Source organism: Bartonella occidentalis (genome assembly GCF_037070875.1).
In the GTDB taxonomy this organism is placed as follows: domain Bacteria; phylum Pseudomonadota; class Alphaproteobacteria; order Rhizobiales; family Rhizobiaceae; genus Bartonella.
Window position 1 is genome coordinate 447,997 of record NZ_JAYMZJ010000001.1, and the last position, 18,704, is coordinate 466,700.

The window sequence follows — 18,704 nt, forward strand, 5'->3', positions numbered from 1 at the left end:
TTATAATGTTGTATATTCTAAGGAAAAAGCTTAAACTAAAAGCAGTCACGAAAATACGAATGTTTAAAGTTTATCATGAATCGTTTAATAATCGCTTGTTTTTTTTGTGCTTGCTTATTTTTGCTGATCATTTGGATGGGAATTTCCACAATCAGTGATATGGTTTATAATAATTTTGCATTGGTGACACATTCTCATAAGGGTACAAATAATAAAGAGAAGCAGCAGACGCTTGAAAGTTCTTTATCATTGAATGAGCGTCTTCAACAGGCAAGTCTTGAAAATGGACGTAAAATTTTTCGTCATTGTGCTATATGTCATACCTCTGAACGCAATGGTTCTCGCCGCGTTGGTCCATCTCTTTGGGAGATAGTTAATCGCCCTTTAGCAAATGTAGCAGATTTTCCTTATTCACGGGTGTTTCGTGAGAATTCTGATCAGAAATGGGATTTTGTGACTTTGGATCGTTTTTTGCAAGCTCCGCGTGAAGTATTTCCAGGGACAATAATGTCTTTTCGTGGTATTGAAAATAATCAAGATCGAGCTGATCTTTTACTTTATTTACGCAGTTTGTCTGATAATCCAGTTACCTTGCCAACGAGCAATAGCAATAAAAAAGGCAATCCAGGCTAAATTATGCTATAGGAACTTATTTTTTGAAAGCATAATATTTGCAATTTAGATTTAATTATTTTATTTAAAAACCTTTATGCACTCTATGAGTGATCGTTATTGATGCATTACTTAAGATTGATTCGGTGCAGTTGTTCTGGAAGGTGAAAGTCAAGAATGGCAGCCTATATTTTTCGGCGTCTTTTACTCATGATACCGACATTGATTGGTATCTTAACGGTAACGTTTATTATTGTTCAATTTACGCCCGGTGGGCCTATTGAAAATATCATTGCTCAGTTACAAGGGACAGGAGGCGATGCTTTAGGAAGAATAGGGGGCGAGAGCGATCTTGGACTTTCTTCTGATGTTATTTTAGATGGCGCTCATGTTGAATCTTCTTCTAAAGTCTTTAAATATCGGGGTGCGCAAGGATTAGATCCAGAATTTATTGCCAAACTTGAAAAGCAATTTGGGTTTGATAAACCACCCTTAGAGCGTTATTTGACAATGATAGGTCGTTATTTACGTTTTGATTTTGGAGATTCTTATATACAGGGCTGTTCAGTTATTGAGCTTATTAAGAATGCTTTACCTGTCTCTCTTTCACTTGGGTTTTGGCAATTACTGATTTCTTACTCTATTTCTATACCGCTGGGAATCCGTAAAGCTCTTAAAGAGGGGGAAGCCTTTGATATATGGACAAGTGCTTTTATCATTATTGGCTATGCCATTCCAAGTTTTCTCTTTGGTATTTTTTTAATGGTTTTCTTTGCTGGAGGATCTTTTTTAAATTGGTTTCCGTTAAGCCATTTAACATCCGATAATTTTGATCAATTATCCCTCGGTGGTAAAATATTAGATTACCTTTACCATTTAATTCTTCCATTAACGACAATGATTATTTCTTCTTTTGCTACAACGACTTTGTTAACAAGAAATTGTTTTTTAGAAGAAATTCGTCAGCAGTATGTAATCACAGCACGAGCTAAGGGTTTAAGCGAGCGATCAATTCTGTATCGTCATGTTTTTCGCAATGCAATTTTAATTATTATTGCCAGTTTTTCTACAACTTTTATGGCATCATTTTTTAGCGGATCGCTATTGATTGAAATGCTCTATTCATTAGATGGTATAGGGCTTTTGAGTTATACATCTATTGTTAATCGTGACTATTCTGTTGTTTTTGCTTCCCTTTATATTTTTTCGCTAATTGGTCTGATTATCAGCCTTATTTCCGATATCATTTATATGATAATTGATCCACGTATTGATTTTGATAAAAAGGATTTGTGATGCAAGAAGCAAGACAAGATAGCTCACATAATTCTAAGTTGCGGCAAGACCTATATTTTTCTTCATTGAATGCGCGTCGTTGGCACAATTTTAAACAAAATCGACGTGGTTGGTGGTCATTATGGATTTTTTTATTTTTATGTTTTTGTTCTTTTTCAGCAGAGTTTATTGCAAATGATCGCCCAATTGTTGCCTCTTATAAAGGAGAGTTTCTTTTCCCTATTTTTTTTGATTACTCTGATGAAAAGTTTGGTGGAAATTTAGCTATAGCAGATTTTCGTGATCCTTTCATTCAAAGTGAGATTGCGAAACATGGTTGGGCATTATGGCCGCTGGTGCATTATTCTTATAATACGATAGTAGGTAATAAAACTGTAGCGTTGGCTCCCCCTTTTTGGATTCAAAGTAAAGAGGAACGTTGTGTCAATTACACACAGGGAAGCGCTGATCCGGAGTGTACAATAAGTCGGTGGAATTGGCTTGGGACAGACGATCTGACACGTGATATCTTTGCACGAGTTTTATATGGTTTTCGAGTATCGATAATTTTTAGTATTTTTTTAACAGTCATTTCCACCATTATTGGTGTTATAATAGGAGCTATACAGGGCTATTTTGGGGGTTGGGTTGATTTAATCTTTCAGCGCGTAATCGAAATATGGTCTTCTGTACCATCACTTTATTTAGTTATTATTATGGCAGCGGTTTTGGCTCAAGGATTTTGGGTATTACTGGGAGTTATGATTCTTTTTCAATGGGTAACATTGGTTGGTGTGGTGCGAGCAGAATTTTTGCGTGCACGTAATTTTACTTATGTCACTGCTGCACGCGCCTTAGGAGTCCCTAATGGTATTATTATGGTAAGACACTTATTACCAAATGCTATGGTTGCTGCTCTAACTTATATGCCTTTTTTATTAACATCAGGAGTTTCATTACTTACATCACTTGATTATTTGGGATTTGGTCTTCCTCCTGGGTATGCTTCTTTGGGTGAATTGATGCGACAAGCCACTATTAATTTAAACGCTCCTTGGATTGGTATTACCGGGTTTGTTGTTATTGCTGTTATGTTATCATTGCTAGCATTTATTGGGGAAGCTGCGCGAGATGCTTTTGACCCTCGAAAGATATCATAATGACAAATTTACTTTCGGTTCGCAATCTTTCAGTTGCATTTCGTCAAGCGGAAGAAAAAAAATATATCATTGAACAAATTTCTTTCGAGATTAAAGAAGGGGAAATTATTGCTCTTGTGGGGGAATCTGGTTCTGGAAAATCGGTGACAGCGCTGTCTATTTTGCAGTTATTACCTTTTTTGAAGAGATTGGATCAATCAGGCGAAATTTTCTTTAACGGTACGGATTTATTAAAGCAAAAAGAAGAAGATTTACGGAAAGTTCGTGGTAAAGATATTGCTATGATTTTTCAAGAGCCGATGACTGCTCTTAATCCTTTACATAATGTAGAACGCCAAATAGGTGAAGTTCTCAAAATGCATACAGGCATATCAGACCAATTATTGCGTACGCGTGTTATTGATTTATTGACACAAGTTGAAATTCATGAGCCGCAAAAACGTTTAAGCTCATTTCCTCATCAATTGTCAGGTGGACAACAACAACGGGTCATGATTGCGATGGCTCTTGCTAATAGCCCAAGGTTATTGATTGCTGATGAGCCGACAACAGCTCTCGATGTGACCGTTCAAGCGAAAATTCTTGAGCTCTTAGTGCGGCTTAAAAAACGCAATAATATGTCAATGCTTTTTATTACCCATGATTTAACTCTTGTACGCCGTATTGCGGATCGTGTCTATGTTATGAGAAAAGGAAAAATCGTTGAAAGTGGTTCAACACATGAATTATTCACAAATCCTCAACAATCCTACACGAAACAGTTGTTAGAAGCAGAACCTAAAGGCCATCCCCTTCAAGCTGATGACAGTGCACCTATTTTGATGCAAGGTAAGAAAATCCGTGTTTGGTTCCCAATTAAAAAAGGTTTATTGAGACAGACAGTAGATTATGTAAAGGCTGTCCAGGATATAGATATTACAATTCGCGTTGGGCAAACACTTGGTGTTGTTGGTGAATCTGGATCCGGGAAAACAACACTAGGACTTGCGCTGATACGGATGTTATCTTCCAAGGGTCAAATCATTTTTGATGATATTGATATTAGTGATTTTACTTTTAGGAAGATGCGTCCCTTGCGTCGTTATATTCAGATTGTTTTCCAAAATCCTTTAAGTTCACTTTCTCCGCGTATGTCTGTGGGTGAAATTATTGCTGAGGGGTTATCAATTCATAAACCACAGATTTCTTATTCTGAACGCGACGAATGCGTTATTGAGGCTTTGCGTGAAGTTGATCTCGATCCTTCTAGCCGTCATCGTTATCCGCATGAGTTTTCTGGTGGGCAGAGGCAGAGGATTGCCCTTGCACGTGCAATCATCCTCAAGCCGCGCTTCATTATGCTTGATGAACCGACGTCTTCTCTTGATGTCAGTGTACAAGCGCAAATCATTGACCTTTTACACTGTTTACAACGCAAATATCATTTGGGTTATCTGGTTATTAGTCATAATTTGAAGGTTATTAAAGCACTGGCACATGAAGTGATTGTGATGCACAATGGAGAAATGGTTGAATATGGTTCTGTTAATCGTATTTTTTCTTGTCCGCAAAATTCTTATACGCAAGCCTTGATGGCTTCCACATTCGCATTGTAATCTGATCGCTTGTAGGTAATGATATTAAATTGCGCTGACAATCCATTATAGAGGAGCATTTTTCCGACTAAGGGTTCACCAATGTTTGTGATAAGTTTAATAGCTTCCATTGCTTGTAGTGTTCCAATGACTCCAGGTAAAGCGCCAATGATTCCTGCTTCAGCACATGTTGGGATAGTGCCAGAAGCTGGAGGAGTAGGGAATAAATCGCGATAATGAGGATTATTGTCTTTATAAGGCATGAAGACTGTTAGTGAGCCATTGAAGCGTTCCACAGCACCACTTATTAAAGGTTTTACACATTGGGCGGCGTGATCAGCAAGCAGATAACGTGTAGTAAAATTATCACTGCCATCAACAATGATGTGATAGGCGTTTAATAAGTTATCTACATTGCTTTTATTTAAACGTAAGCTGTGTGTTTCAACTGTAACATGAGGGTTTATGGCTTTTATAGTAGCTTTAGCACTGTCGGTTTTGCATTGGTTAATTGTGCTTGTTTTATGAATAACTTGGCGTTGTAAATTAGAAAGCGAAACGACGTCATCATCAACAATACCAAGGGTGCCAACGCCTGCTGCAGCTAGATAGGTTAGAACAGGAGCACCAAGGCCACCTGCACCGATGACAAGAACTCGTGCAGCTTTGAGTTTTTGTTGTCCCATCCCTCCAATTTCAGGCAAAATGACATGCCGTGCGTAGCGTTCAATTTCCTCATTGCTTAATTTTGTAGTAGATTCTTGTATCATAGGTTTTCTCTTGTCACAGTTCATTTATTATTTATTAAGTTTGTGGCGTATTGGATAGTCGACAGCTCGCTTTCAGTTATAGAAAGGTTTTTATTTATGAAAATTGCTATTCAGATGGATCATATTTCAACAATTCTCATTCATGGAGATACTACATTTGCACTTGCTTTGTCCGCGCAAGAACGTGGACATTCACTTTTCCATTATACACCAGATCGTTTATCGATGCGCGATGGTTGTGTAACTGCAAAATTAGAGCCATTGATAGTACGTGACGAAGAAGGACACCATTATCAGTTAGGCGAACCTGTACACACAGAGTTAACGGATATGGATGTGATTCTTTTACGCCAAGACCCTCCTTTTGATTTAAATTACATTACTGCGACTCATTTGTTAGAGCGCATTCATCCTAAGACGCTTGTTGTGAATGATCCAGTATGGGTGCGCAATAGTCCAGAAAAAATTTTTGTTACTGAATTTTCTGATTTGATGCCAGAAACGTTAATTACGAAAGATATTCAAGAAATAACAGCTTTTAGAGCTGCGTTTGGTGATATTATTCTGAAACCACTTTATGGCAATGGGGGAGCAGGTGTTTTTCATTTGAAAAAAGATGATCGCAATTTGGCATCACTTTTGGAGATGTTTACACAAATTTATCGTGAACCTTTTATTATTCAGCGTTATTTGAATGAGGTGCAAGAGGGAGATAAACGGATTATGTTGCTTGATGGGAGGCCTGTTGGAGCTATTAATCGGATTTCGGCAAAAATGGATGTCCGCTCTAATATGCATGTTGGAGGTCGAGCAGAAAATGTTGATTTAACAAAACGTGATTATGAAATTTGTGAACGCATTGGTTCAATTTTGCGAGAACGCGGTCTTGTTCTTGTAGGAATTGATGTGATTGGAGATTATATAACAGAAATTAATGTTACATCTCCCACTGGAATTCGTGAAATTAAACGCTTTGGTGGCGTGGATATTGCTGATCTTTTCTGGGATATCATTGAATTTAAACGTTCAAATTAAATTTGTTTGGAAAAGAGCTAAAACATAGCCTTATCAGAAAATTGTGAACATCGCTTTTTTATATTTTTCATGCTAAAAGCATGAGTGAGAACTCGGGGTATCGTATAAGAGAATAAAAGGTTTTGATTTACATTGTCAGGAGTTTGTGAATGGGCAGATTGTTATCAGTTGGAATGGGACTGGTTGTTGCAGTTCTATCATCCGTCAATATCGCGAATGCACGTGATCAAATTCGGATTGCTGGTTCATCTACAGTTTTACCTTATCAAAAAATTGTTGCTGAGATATTCGGAGAAGTTTACCCTAATTTTAAGATTCCGGTTATCGAATCAGGTGGTTCAGGTGCCGGGATTAAGGAATTTTGCCATGGCATTGGACAAAGAGAAATTGACATAGTTAACGCTTCGCGAGCAATGAAGCCAAATGAATTACAGGCTTGTTTTGACGCTGGTGTGAAAGATGTTGAAGAAATACTCATCGGGTATGATGGCATTGTTTTTGCAACAAACATAAATGGTCCTGATTGGAAATTGCAGCCAGTGGATGTCTATAGAGCTCTAGCTGCTCAAATTGTTGTCAATGGAAAACTGCAGCCAAATAAAATTTCAAAGTGGAATGAAGTGAGTAATGTGCTTCCTGATTGGACGATAGCAGCTTATATTCCTGGAGAGAAGCATGGAACGCGTGAAGTTTTTGAAGAAAAGTTGCTCGCTGTGGGATGTAAGGCTAGTGGAGCAGTTGAAGTTATGAAATCTTTGGGTATGGATGATAAAGAAATTAATGCTGCTTGTGTTGCTGTACGTAGAGATGGAAAAGTTGTGAATATTGATGGTGATTATTCTGAAACTTTTGCACGTCTAATTTCTAACAAAACAGGGGTTGGTGTTTTTAGTTTGTCTTTTTATGAAAATAACGCTGATAAGCTAAAGGTAGCAGATATTAACAACTTTACACCAACTGTTGAAACAATTTCTAGTGGCAAATATCCAATTTTCCGTCCACTTTTTTTCTATGTTAAAAAAGCGCACTTAGATATAATTTCAGGCTTACGGGAATATGTTAACTTTTTTCTTTCTGATCAGATGATCGGTTCCGATAGCCCATTGGCTGAATATGGTTTGGTTGTTGCGTCTGAAAAGGAGAGACAGGCGCAACGTTCTGCTTTTGCTTCTGGTCGTATGATGACTTTAAAATAATTGCCTGAATTTGCAGTGTAGAAGTTTTCTATGTTGATTTTTGCGAAAATTGAAAAATAATATGCACGTTTTTTTCGTTATTTTTTTACTATTAGTTTTTGGTTTTGTTGGTTTTTATATTTCTTATATGCGAGCACGCTATTTGGAATATGCACAATGTAAGATGCATTCTCGTGCATCTCATTATGGTTGGTGGACATTTTTGGTGACTGTTATCCCAGCTGCTGTGTTTTTAATTTTGTGGGATGGCGGGAGTGAAATTTATCTAGAATATAGTGCTTCGCAAGAAGTTAAGACCTATATGGCACGCACAACAGAAGTCATGAATTTTGACTTTATTTTTGAAACTATCCGCGATTTAGTTAAAATTATTCATCATTTTGAAGGAGATATTGCTACCGCTTCATACGGAGAGGTGCGAATGCAATTGTTCGCGAAAGGGTTTATTTTTCTTAAGGAGGTTCCAAATGATGTGTTAAGAATAGCACAGTTATGGTATTCTTCTTCTAAAAAGCTACAATTTATTGGTTATAGTTTATTCTTTATAATTTCGCTGTGTAGCTTTATTTTGGGGGTTATACAAGTTGCTCCACGTCAGCGTGCACGTAATAAAGTTGAATGTTTGATTGTTATTGGGTTGGTTTGTGCATCTATAATTGCGGTTTTGACGACAATAGGCATTGCGCTTTCTATGCTTTTTCAGACGATAAATTTTTTTCAGTTTGTATCATTTTCGGACTTTTTTTGGGGAACGGTTTGGGATCCGCGTTTTTCAGCCAGCGGTTCAGGAGACGAAGTGGGACAATTTGGCTTAATACCACTTCTTGCTGGCACACTTTATATTGCGTTTGTAGCAATGCTTTTTGCTGTTCCAATAGGGTTATTTTCAGCTCTTTATATGGCGGAATATGCTTCTGCTCAAGTGCGATCAGTTGTAAAGCCATTGTTGGAAGTGCTTTCTGGTATTCCAACCATTGTGTATGGTTTTTTTGCTTTGATGGTTGTAGGCCCATTTTTACGTGATCTCTCTGTTTCTCTTTCTGGTGGTGTTGGTTTTATAATGGCTCAGAGTGTTTTGACAGCTGGATCTGTGATGGGAATTATGTTGATTCCTTTTGTTTCTTCTTTGTCTGATGATGTTATTATGGCTGTTCCACGTTTTTTGCGCGAAGGATCTTATGGTTTAGGAGCAACACAGTCAGAAACAATTAAAAAGGTAGTTATACCGGCAGCACTTCCAGGAATTATAGGGGCAGTGTTGTTGACAGCATCGCGCGCAATTGGGGAGACAATGATCGTAGTTTTGGCAGCAGGTGTCGCCGCAAATTTAACTTTTAATCCATTTGAGGCAATGACCACAATGACAGTTAAGATTGTTAATCAATTGACTGGTGATTTTGAATTTAATTCTCCACAGACTCTTGTAGCTTTCGCTTTGGGTATGACACTTTTTATTTTCACTCTTTTGATGAATATCCTTGCTCTTTACATTGTGCGTAAATATCGGGAACAATACGAATGAGAGAGGCTTTTCTTTTGAATCGTCGCAATATTGGCCTCAAACGTCGATACTGGGCTGAACGTCGTTTTCGCGCATATGGTTTGATTGCTATTTTTATTGGTTTATTTTTTTTATTTTCTCTTTTCTGGTCTGTCATCAGTCAGGGATATCCAGCTTTTTTTCAAAGCAAAATGACATTATCGGTTTATTTGGATGAAGAAGTAATTGATCCGAGTGGTCAACGTAAGATAAATCCACAAGTGTTAATAACTGCGAATTATCCGCTTCTTGTACGTAATGCTTTAGTGAAAAGGCTTGATTTAGATAAAAATGATCAGACATTATTGCGGGATGTGAACCGCATGTTTTCCAGTAGTGTACGCGTTCAATTGCGTGAAATGGTGACAAAGAATCCGAAGCTAATTGGAACAACGCAAAAGGTTACAGTCTTGGCAGCAGCAGACATTGATTCCGCCTATAAAGGGCAAATTGATTTGCATGTAGCAGAAAAAAACCGCAAAATTTCTAATCGTCAAGTGGAGTGGATGAGACGTTTGGCTTATGATGGTACACTTTATAAAGCATTTAATGTTGGTTTTTTTACATTTGGTGATTCAAGTCGTGCTGAGGTTGCGGGGTTAGGCGTTGCAATAATAGGCTCTTTTTACATGATGCTGATAGTTTTATTGGTTTCGTTACCAATAGGGATAGCAACGGCTCTTTATCTTGAAGAATATTCATGCAAAAATAAATTTACAGATTTTATTGAAGTTAATATCAATAATCTTGCAGCTGTTCCTTCAATTGTATTTGGTCTCTTAGGACTTTCCATTTTTATTAATTTTTTTGGGTTACCTCGTTCAGCATCTTTGGTTGGTGGACTTGTATTGGCTCTTATGACTTTACCAACGATTATTATTGCGACACGTTCTGCTTTGCGAGCTGTTCCTCCTTCTATTCGCATGGCAGCTTTAGGATTGGGGGCATCTAAAACACAGATGGTTTTTCATCATGTTGTTCCTTTAGCTGCGCCTGGTATTTTGACTGGAGCGATTATTGGTATGGCTCAGGCACTAGGTGAGACTGCTCCTCTGCTTTTAATTGGAATGGTTGCTTTTGTTGCGAATATTCCTGTTACACCAATGGATCCAGCTACAGCTTTACCTATTCAAATTTTTATGTGGGCAGGTGAAGCTGAACGCGCTTTTGTTGAAAAGGCATCAGGCGCTATTCTTGTATTAATGATTTTTCTTGTTGTTATGAATATTTTTGCTGTTTTTTTGCGACGACGATTTGAACGGCATTAGTAACATTTCTATAAAATTTGTGTCTTCAAGTAAGGTAAGTTTGACAATGAAGATTAAAATGCGAGGCCAGGATGTAAAGGTCTTTTATGGAGAGAAGGAAGCACTTCATGGTATTACTCTTGATATACCGGAACATCAAGTCACTGCTTTGATTGGTCCTTCAGGTTGCGGAAAATCAACTTTTTTGCGTTGTTTTAATCGTATGAATGATATGATTGGAGGAGTCAAAATAACAGGTCTTATTACCCTAGATGGGGATGATATTTATAATTCACGGATTGATGTCGTAGAATTGCGTGCACGTGTTGGTATGGTCTTTCAGAAGCCTAGCCCTTTTCCAAAATCCATTTTTGAGAATGTTGCTTATGGGCCACGTCTTCACGGTTTAGCTAAATCGCGTGCTGAGTTGCATGATATGGTTGAAAGAAGTTTGAGGCAGGCAGGTTTATTTGAAGAAGTAAAAGATCGTCTTCATGAGGCAGGAACCAGTTTATCGGGCGGACAGCAACAGCGCTTATGTATTGCCCGCGCTATTGCAGTGAGCCCTGAAGTTATTTTGATGGATGAGCCCTGTTCTGCTCTTGATCCAGTCGCAACGGCGCGTATCGAAGAGCTTATTGATGAGCTACGAAAAGATTATACAATCGTCATTGTAACGCATTCAATGCAGCAGGCTGCGCGTGTTTCTCAATATACTGCTATGTTTCATTTGGGACATTTGGTGGAAGTTGGTAAAACTGAAATGATGTTCACCTCACCAAAAGAACAGCGTACGCAAGATTATATTACAGGGCGTTTTGGGTAGCTACGTTGAGGAGTATAGGATATGTCTATGAACCATACTGTTCGTTCTTATGATGCAGAATTAAAATATTTAGAAAAAAAGATTATGGAAATGGGTGGTCATGCTGAAAGCATGATTGAACGAGCTGTAGCATCAATAGTGTGTAATGATCTTCAGCTCGCCACTACAGTGATTGCTGATGATTTATTTTTGGATGAAGCAGAACGCGACATAGATGAAAAAGCGATTACAATTATTTGTAGGCGCCAACCGATGGCTGTTGATTTACGTGAAATAGTTGGTGCCATTCGCATTTCTTCTGATCTTGAGCGGATTGGAGATATGGCTAAAAACATTGCTAAGCGGATGGGTGCTATTTCAGAGATACGCCAATCTGCAGCTTTTTATTCTGGGTTTGAAAAAATTACAGCTTTGGCACTCAATCAATTAAGGGAAGTCTTGAATGCTTATACGAGTCGCTTATTACATCATATTGATGCGATACGCGAACGTGATGATAAAATTGATGCTTTGTATACTTCTCTTTTTCGTGAGATTTTAACCTATATGACGGAAGATGTGGACAGTATTACAGTTTGCACGCATTTACTTTTTTGTCTAAAAAATATTGAACGAATTGGTGATCATGTTACCAATATTGCTGAAACGCTGCATTATATCATAACAGGTTATCATATGTCTTTTGATCGTCCTCGCGATGATCTTACATACAAGGTTGGCGTAGAGGAAAAGAAAACGAACTAAAAAGCTGTAATTTTAGACGTATGCAAATAATTTTATCACCGAAAGTAAAAGATTTTATACCTTTTAACTACAAGCAAAAAAAGAGGATATGAATGTGGCATTTATGTGCAATGAGTGAAGAAGAAAAGAGGTTTTGAAAAGCTAATATTGAGAATTTTTTGATTTTGGTATGGCATATTTGGATATGGGATAGTGTTCCCGATTATATTTTAGTCAGTAAGGGAGCTTATTTCTAATCATTTTTAAAATTTGCAGTGAAAAAGATATTTTTATTGGTAAATCCAATACAAACGCTTGCAGTTTCTGTATCCAATTTTTTAATAAAATACGTGATTTTGCTTTATATTGACTAGGGAGAGTGATTTTACATTCTAGCTGTACATATCAGAAATTTTTAGATGTCGCATTAAGTTAGTTCATTGTGCTTAACAAAATTTGTACATTTGCGAAATGAGTTGTATTTTTAATTAAGAGTTTTTTATTTTTTTTCGCATAAATGTCTTGGATATTATCCTGATATTAAAAATGTATGAGTGGATGATAGTTAATTGTATATTTAAAATTTATTTAAATTTTGAATTTAAAATATTTCAAAATCATGGAAATATGTTGCATAAAATGAGAAAAGATCGTTGGATTGTTTTTGTTACTTGCTGTGTAGCGTCATTAATTATTGGGGGGTGTGCTTCAAATCATTTCGACTTTAGAAAAGTAAATGATAACAAAAAAATGAAAACAGTGGCTTATCCACTAACAGAGCGTCAATGTCTTATGCGAGCAATGTATTTTGAATCAAATCGTACAAGCCGTGAAGGAATGATTGCAGTTGGAACAGTTGTGATGAATCGTGTGAATTCAAGTGCTTATCCAAAGACGATTTGTGGTGTTGTTGGTCAGCATAAACAATTTGCTCCCGGTGTTTTAACGCGTCCTATGACTGAGCCTGCTTCTGTTGCCCGTGTTAAAGAGGCAGCTGATGCTGTTTTACGTGGTAAGCGGGATAAGAAAGTTAAAGATGCTATGTTTTTTCATACAGCGGGTTTATCTTTTCCTTATAAAAATATGCATTATGTACGTGTAGCGGGAGGTAATGCCTTTTATGAAAGGCGCGCGCGTGATGGATCTCGTCTGGTTCCTGCCAACAATCGTCCTTATGATGTTGCTTTTGCTTATGCCCAAGAGCGCTCAGGAAGTTCTCCCAGTTTTATGGATACAAGTTTAGCAAGTAGGGAAATAAAACAAAACTTACCTCTTGCAATAAATACCGTACAAAAAAATACAGAGCATGCTACGCCTTCTGTTGTTGCTCAACTTGATAAGATTCCTATTCCTAAATATGCACCTGATCGTACAGGTTATAAAGGGGAAATGAAACCAGTTATAGCGTATGCTATACCTTCATCAGATCAATTAAATGCAATTGTTGCAATGTTAGAAGAACGGTATAGAAGTCGATAATTCTTTGTTATGGAAAGAGGTATTGGTAATGTACTGTGATGTTTATGAGGCGGTTTCACCTGAACTGCTGAGTCATCTTGCAGAAGTTGCGGTAAAAGTGGGGGTTAATCTACAAGAAGGGCAAGATCTTGTTTTGACTGCTCCAGTTTCAGCTTTACCTTTGGTTCGGCATATTGCATATCATGCTTATAAGGCTGGAGCTGGTGTGGTTACACCGTTGTTTAGTGATGATTTATTATTGCTTACGCGCTTTGAAAATGCGCACCCTGCCAGTTTTAATTGTGCACCTTCTTGGCTGTATGAGGGAATGGCGAAGGCTTTTGAAAATGGAGCTGCTCGTTTAGCTATTGTTGGTGATGATCCTTTACTGCTTTCCAATCAAGATTTGAATAAAATGGCGTGTTTGAATAAAGCCACTTCAGTGGCTTATCGACCCGCTCTTAAAAAAATATCGGACTTTTTCATAAACTGGTCAATTGTTGCTTATCCAACAGCAGCGTGGGCTGCAGCGATGTTTCCTTCATTATCACTTAATGAAGCGGTTAAGAAATTAGCTGATGCAATTTTTGCTGCTTCACGTGTTACAGAAGATGATCCAGTGAGCGCATGGAATATACATAATGCAACTTTAAAACAACGGTCATCTTGGCTTAATGAACAACGTTTTTCTGCTTTGCATTTTACAGGATCAGGTACAGATTTAACAGTTGGTTTAGCAGATGATCATGAATGGCATGGTGGTGCATCAATTGCTAAAAATGGAGTTGTGTGCAATCCTAATATTCCAACAGAAGAAGTGTTCACTACTCCTCATGCTCATAAAATTGAAGGTTTTGTTCGTTCAACGAAGCCACTTTCTTACCAGGGAGCACTAATCCATGACATTGAAATGTGTTTTGAAGCGGGGCGCATTATTGATGCACGCGCTTCGACAAATCAGAAAGTTTTGCAACAGATTTTGCAAAGTGATGATGGTGCAAGTCGGTTAGGTGAAGTTGCTCTTGTTCCGCATTCTTCACCAATTTCTAAGAGCGGTTTTCTCTTTTATAATACATTATTTGATGAAAATGCTGCATGTCATATTGCTTTAGGGCAATGTTATTCTCAGTGCTTTATAAATGGATCATCGTTGACAGAAGAAGAAATTACAGCACGTGGTGGGAATAAAAGTATGATTCATATTGATTGGATGATTGGATCAGGTGAAATAAATATAGATGGTATTACACAGGCAGGCACGAGAGTTCCTGTATTTCGTAAAGGTGAGTGGGCTTAATATTTTGTGCTTTCAACAATACGTTGTTTGTAAATGCTTAAATCATAGGGAAATAGATGCCTGAGCTTCCTGAGGTAGAAACGGTTCGCTGTGGACTTAAACCAGTCTTGACTAGTGCAAAGATTATGTCTGTTACACTTAATCGTCAAAATTTGCGGTTTCCTTTTCCAGAAGCATTTTCTGAGCGGCTTGTGGGAAGGGTTATTTTAGAACTTGGTCGACGCGCAAAATATTTATTGTTTCATCTTTCGCAAGATGAAACAATTTTAAGTCATTTAGGAATGTCGGGATCGTGGCGGATAGAAGATAAAACTTTGAAGAAGGAGTGCTCTCTTGCAGGTAAATTGGTCGCGCATGATCACTTTATAATGGATGTTCAGGCAAGGAATGGCAAAATTTATCGCCTTACTTATAATGATTCTCGTCGTTTTGGATTTATGCTTTTAGTAGATACAAAAAAGCTTTATGAGCATCCACTTTTAAAGAAGCTAGGTCTTGAACCTATGAGTCATGCATTTTCTGGTAGTTATTTACAAAAGGCCTTTATTAACAAGAAAATATCTCTTAAAGGAGTTTTGCTTGATCAGTCTATTGTTGCAGGTCTCGGAAATATTTATGTTTGCGAAGCACTTTGGCGCAGTCGCTTGTCTCCGCAGCGCAGCGCATCAACATTAGCCTTGGAAACTGTACATGCACGTGAGTTTGCGGATTCTTTAGCACAGAATATACGTAATGTGATTGCTGAAGCGATTTTATCTGGTGGATCTTCTTTACGGGATTATAAGCACGTTGATGGTTCTCTTGGTTATTTTCAACATGCTTTTTCGGTTTATGGACGAGAAGGAAAAAAATGTTTGCAATGTGAAGTGCCCATTGTGCGTATTTTGCAATCAGGGCGCTCGAGTTTTTACTGTCCACAGTGTCAAAAATGAATAAGATGTCTTGCAAAATTGGACAAGAGGCTTAAAGTCACATATGCAATTATGCGCGGCTTAAGAGGGTTTTATGCTGAATAAAGTACTGACACATCTTGATGATAACATAGAAAAGAGCCTTGAACGCCTTTTTTCTCTTTTACGTTTCCAATCAATTTCGACAGATCCTTCTTATAAGGATATATGTCGTGAAACAGCTGATTGGTTGGTGGAAGATTTAAAAAGTATAGGCTTTAATGCTTCACGTCGTGATACTCCTGGCCATCCAATGGTTGTTGGGCATCATCCAGGAGCATCAGAGGATTGTTTGCATGTGCTTTTTTATGGACATTATGATGTGCAACCAGTTGATCCACTAAATTTATGGGAAGACGATCCATTTGAGCCTTCTTTAAAAGAGAAAGGTGGAGAGAAGGTTATTTATGCTCGCGGTGCTTCAGATGATAAAGGTCAGCTTATGACTTTCATTGAAGCATGTCGTGCCTTTAAAAAGGAAACAGGAAAACTTCCTGTTAAGGTGACCGTTTTATTTGAAGGAGAAGAAGAGAGCGGATCTCCTTCTCTGGTTCCTTTTTTAAAAGCAAATATTGATGAATTGAAAACTGATTGCGCGTTGGTTTGTGATACAGCAATGTGGGATGCAAATACGCCGTCAATTGCTGTTGGTCTTCGGGGCGTTTTAGGAGAAGAGGTTACTATTACAGCGGCTAATCGTGACTTACATTCTGGTTCTTTTGGAGGAGCTGCCGCTAACCCTATTCGTATTTTAGCTAAGATTTTAGCAGGGCTTCATGACAACAATGGTCGGGTGACACTTCCTGGGTTTTATGATGGGGTAGAAGAAACACCTCCACATATTTTGCAATCATGGAATGAGCTTGAGTGTAATGCTGAAACGTTTTTAGATCCTGTGGGTCTTTCTATTCCCGCCGGCGAGAAGGGGCGGAGTATTTTAGAACAAATATGGGCTCGTCCTACAGCAGAAATCAATGGTATTAGTGGTGGCTATGAGGGGGAGGGGTTTAAAACAGTTATTGCTTCTCAAGCAAGTGCAAAAGTTTCTTTTCGCTTAGTGCATAAGCAAGATCCGGAAAAAATACGTCAAGTTTTTCGTGATTATGTGTGCAGCTTAATTCCAGCAGACTGTAAAGTCGCATTTAAAGAGCATGGTGCTTCTCCAGCGATTCAGCTTCCTTATGATTCACCTTTTATTAGGGCAGCGAAGGATGCGTTATCAAAAGAGTGGAGCAACCCAGCTTTATTAACTGCCATGGGCGGTTCGATCCCAGTTGTTGGAGACTTTCAGTCAATTCTTGGTATGGAAACCGTTTTGGTTGGATTTGCGTTAGATGATGACCGTATTCACTCTCCTAATGAAAAGTATAATCTAAAATCATTTCATAAGGGACAGCGGTCTTGGGCGCGTATCCTTGCAAATTTAGCAGAAAAGAAATAGGAGAATAGATGACGGAGATTCGTGTTCATCGAGGTGATTTACCAAATCTAGATAATTATAAAGTTGATGCGGTTGCAATTGATACTGAAACTTTAGGGTTACAACCACATCGTGATCGTTTATGTGTTGTACAGCTTTCTTCTGGAGATGGTACTGCCGATGTTATACAGATTGAAAAAGGGCAGAAGAGTGCTCCCAATTTGGTAAAATTGCTTGAGGATCAAGCTGTCACCAAAATATTCCATTTTGGACGCTTTGATCTTGCTATTTTAGCGCATACGTTTGGTGTTATGCCGGAGGCTGTTTTTTGTACAAAAATTGCTTCAAAACTCACTCGTACTTATACAGATCGTCATGGATTAAAGGAAATTTGTAGTGAATTGTTGAATGTAAATATTTCTAAACAGCAACAATCTTCTGATTGGGCAGCAGAAACTTTGTCACGCGCACAAATTGAATATGCTGCATCAGATGTTTTATATTTGCATCGTTTGAAAGATATATTTGAAGAACGTTTAAGACGTGAAGAGCGTGAAAATGTTGCGAAAGCATGTTTTCAATTTTTGCCTATGAGGGCAAAACTCGATCTTTTAGGATGGCCAGAGGTTGATATTTTTGCGCACAGCTGAATAAAAAATTGCTGTTAAAACTAAAGCAGGAACTATTGTTAACGTAACTAAACAGTGTGTTTGCGTAGGGTGTTGGTTATTTTGTATTTTTGTTTAATTTATTTGCTGCCATCTATATAAAATTTTTTGTAATGGATGCTGTAATTTAAAGGTAGCACAACAAACAGCACATTTTTGAATGTGCTGTTTATGTGTCTGTAATTATTTTTGTTTTAAAGTTAAACAAAAACAAATTAATTAATAATTTTACAGGGTCTGTCAGCGAGATAAAATATGGGAAATAAATGCTGTACGAACAACTTAGTACTAAAATATTGCAAGGATTGCTTTGGAAAATAGCAAGATAAAGTCTTTTTGCTAAAAGAGATAAGCTTGTATTCCCTCATTGAAGTAGATTTTACAGTTTATTGCGTATTGTATTTTATTAATCGCAATATTAGCAATTTTTTTGATTGGTGTAGCTTAAAAATTCCAATTTTTAACAAGAAAATTATAACAAGAATCTGTTTTTAAATAGATTTTTTTTATCATGTATAATTTTCACTTCTCTATAGAAATTTAAAACGTGACCGCTATGTAGAATACATTACGGATAATTGATATGGAGATATATCTATGTACATGAAATATTTGGTTGCAACTTTTGCTTTTGCTTCAGTTTCTGAGGCTCAGGGATTTGATCTTATGATTGTTCAAGTGCCCGAAGAGCTTTCTTCTAGAAATTCTTTTTTTAGTAAAGAAGTAAGTAGTTATTTGACTGGAGCTATTCGAGTGAAGTTTTCTTACATTGATACTAATAAGTGGAGATCAGTTGTTAAATTGGTACCTGTGTCATCTTTGACTAAAAACAAAAAAAGTCCAGGAGCTTTTAGAGTAAGAAGCAGACGGAAAAATTTCTTTATAAGAAGCCAGATGTATTGTTAACAAGCAAAGAGAGCAGTGTTTGGATGTGCGGTTTTGTTTTTTGATAG

At 37.5% G+C, this 18,704-nt stretch carries 17 protein-coding genes; 16 read left to right on the top strand and 1 reads right to left on the bottom strand.

The window, feature by feature from the left end:
- The first annotated feature begins 75 nt into the window (after positions 1–75).
- The 4 genes from WCP78_RS01910 (at position 76) to WCP78_RS01925 (ending at position 4,642) form a co-directional block, all read left to right on the top strand.
- Positions 76–633 (top strand): c-type cytochrome, encoded by a 558-nt coding sequence (locus tag WCP78_RS01910; RefSeq protein ID WP_336278821.1) that lies wholly within the window; start codon positions 76–78, stop codon positions 631–633.
- Between the two features lie 156 nt (positions 634–789).
- Positions 790–1,908 carry a microcin C ABC transporter permease YejB gene (locus WCP78_RS01915; protein WP_336278822.1) on the top strand — a complete coding sequence of 373 codons (1,119 nt, stop codon included), beginning with the start codon at positions 790–792 and terminating at the stop codon, positions 1,906–1,908.
- Positions 1,908–3,047 carry an ABC transporter permease gene (locus WCP78_RS01920; RefSeq protein WP_336278823.1) on the top strand — a complete coding sequence of 380 codons (1,140 nt, stop codon included), beginning with the start codon at positions 1,908–1,910 and terminating at the stop codon, positions 3,045–3,047. The genes WCP78_RS01915 and WCP78_RS01920 overlap by 1 nt, the downstream gene beginning before the upstream one ends.
- On the top strand, positions 3,047–4,642 hold the full coding sequence (locus WCP78_RS01925; protein WP_336278824.1) for an ABC transporter ATP-binding protein: 1,596 nt from the start codon (positions 3,047–3,049) through the stop codon (positions 4,640–4,642). The genes WCP78_RS01920 and WCP78_RS01925 overlap by 1 nt, the downstream gene beginning before the upstream one ends.
- Here the strand turns inward: WCP78_RS01925 and WCP78_RS01930 are convergent.
- Complete coding sequence (locus WCP78_RS01930; protein ID WP_336278825.1) at positions 4,603–5,391, bottom strand: molybdopterin-synthase adenylyltransferase MoeB; 789 nt, start codon at positions 5,389–5,391, stop codon at positions 4,603–4,605. The two genes, WCP78_RS01925 and WCP78_RS01930, sit on opposite strands and share 40 nt — an antisense overlap.
- A 96-nt stretch (positions 5,392–5,487) precedes the next feature.
- Between WCP78_RS01930 and gshB the strand changes: the two genes are divergently transcribed.
- From gshB to WCP78_RS01990, 12 genes are all read left to right on the top strand, one after another.
- Complete coding sequence (gene gshB / locus WCP78_RS01935; protein WP_336278826.1) at positions 5,488–6,426, top strand: glutathione synthase; 939 nt, start codon at positions 5,488–5,490, stop codon at positions 6,424–6,426.
- 149 nt (positions 6,427–6,575) lie between these two features.
- Positions 6,576–7,622, top strand: coding sequence for a PstS family phosphate ABC transporter substrate-binding protein (locus tag WCP78_RS01940; protein WP_336278827.1), 1,047 nt, complete (start codon positions 6,576–6,578; stop codon positions 7,620–7,622).
- Between the two features lie 61 nt (positions 7,623–7,683).
- Positions 7,684–9,144: a phosphate ABC transporter permease subunit PstC gene (gene pstC / locus WCP78_RS01945; RefSeq protein ID WP_336278828.1), complete on the top strand. Its 1,461-nt coding sequence runs from the start codon at positions 7,684–7,686 to the stop codon at positions 9,142–9,144.
- Positions 9,141–10,430 carry a phosphate ABC transporter permease PstA gene (gene pstA / locus WCP78_RS01950; RefSeq protein ID WP_336278829.1) on the top strand — a complete coding sequence of 430 codons (1,290 nt, stop codon included), beginning with the start codon at positions 9,141–9,143 and terminating at the stop codon, positions 10,428–10,430. The genes pstC and pstA overlap by 4 nt, the downstream gene beginning before the upstream one ends.
- A gap of 46 nt (positions 10,431–10,476) precedes the next feature.
- Entirely contained in the window at positions 10,477–11,235 is a 759-nt protein-coding gene (gene pstB, locus WCP78_RS01955; protein ID WP_336278830.1) for a phosphate ABC transporter ATP-binding protein PstB, read from the top strand.
- 21 nt (positions 11,236–11,256) lie between these two features.
- On the top strand, positions 11,257–11,979 hold the full coding sequence (gene phoU, locus WCP78_RS01960; RefSeq protein WP_336278831.1) for a phosphate signaling complex protein PhoU: 723 nt from the start codon (positions 11,257–11,259) through the stop codon (positions 11,977–11,979).
- A gap of 618 nt (positions 11,980–12,597) precedes the next feature.
- Positions 12,598–13,437, top strand: coding sequence for a cell wall hydrolase (locus tag WCP78_RS01965; RefSeq protein WP_336278832.1), 840 nt, complete (start codon positions 12,598–12,600; stop codon positions 13,435–13,437).
- A 28-nt stretch (positions 13,438–13,465) separates the two neighbouring features.
- Positions 13,466–14,713, top strand: coding sequence for an aminopeptidase (locus tag WCP78_RS01970; protein ID WP_336278833.1), 1,248 nt, complete (start codon positions 13,466–13,468; stop codon positions 14,711–14,713).
- Between the two features lie 56 nt (positions 14,714–14,769).
- On the top strand, positions 14,770–15,645 hold the full coding sequence (gene mutM, locus WCP78_RS01975) for a bifunctional DNA-formamidopyrimidine glycosylase/DNA-(apurinic or apyrimidinic site) lyase (RefSeq protein ID WP_336278834.1): 876 nt from the start codon (positions 14,770–14,772) through the stop codon (positions 15,643–15,645).
- A 73-nt stretch (positions 15,646–15,718) separates the two neighbouring features.
- The gene (locus tag WCP78_RS01980) at positions 15,719–17,104 is read left to right on the top strand and encodes a dipeptidase (protein WP_336278835.1); all 1,386 of its coding nucleotides are present in this window, start codon (positions 15,719–15,721) and stop codon (positions 17,102–17,104) included.
- An 8-nt stretch (positions 17,105–17,112) separates the two neighbouring features.
- Positions 17,113–17,733, top strand: coding sequence for a ribonuclease D (locus WCP78_RS01985; protein WP_336278836.1), 621 nt, complete (start codon positions 17,113–17,115; stop codon positions 17,731–17,733).
- 621 nt (positions 17,734–18,354) lie between these two features.
- On the top strand, positions 18,355–18,657 hold the full coding sequence (locus WCP78_RS01990; protein WP_336278837.1) for a hypothetical protein: 303 nt from the start codon (positions 18,355–18,357) through the stop codon (positions 18,655–18,657).
- The last annotated feature ends 47 nt before the right edge of the window (positions 18,658–18,704 follow it).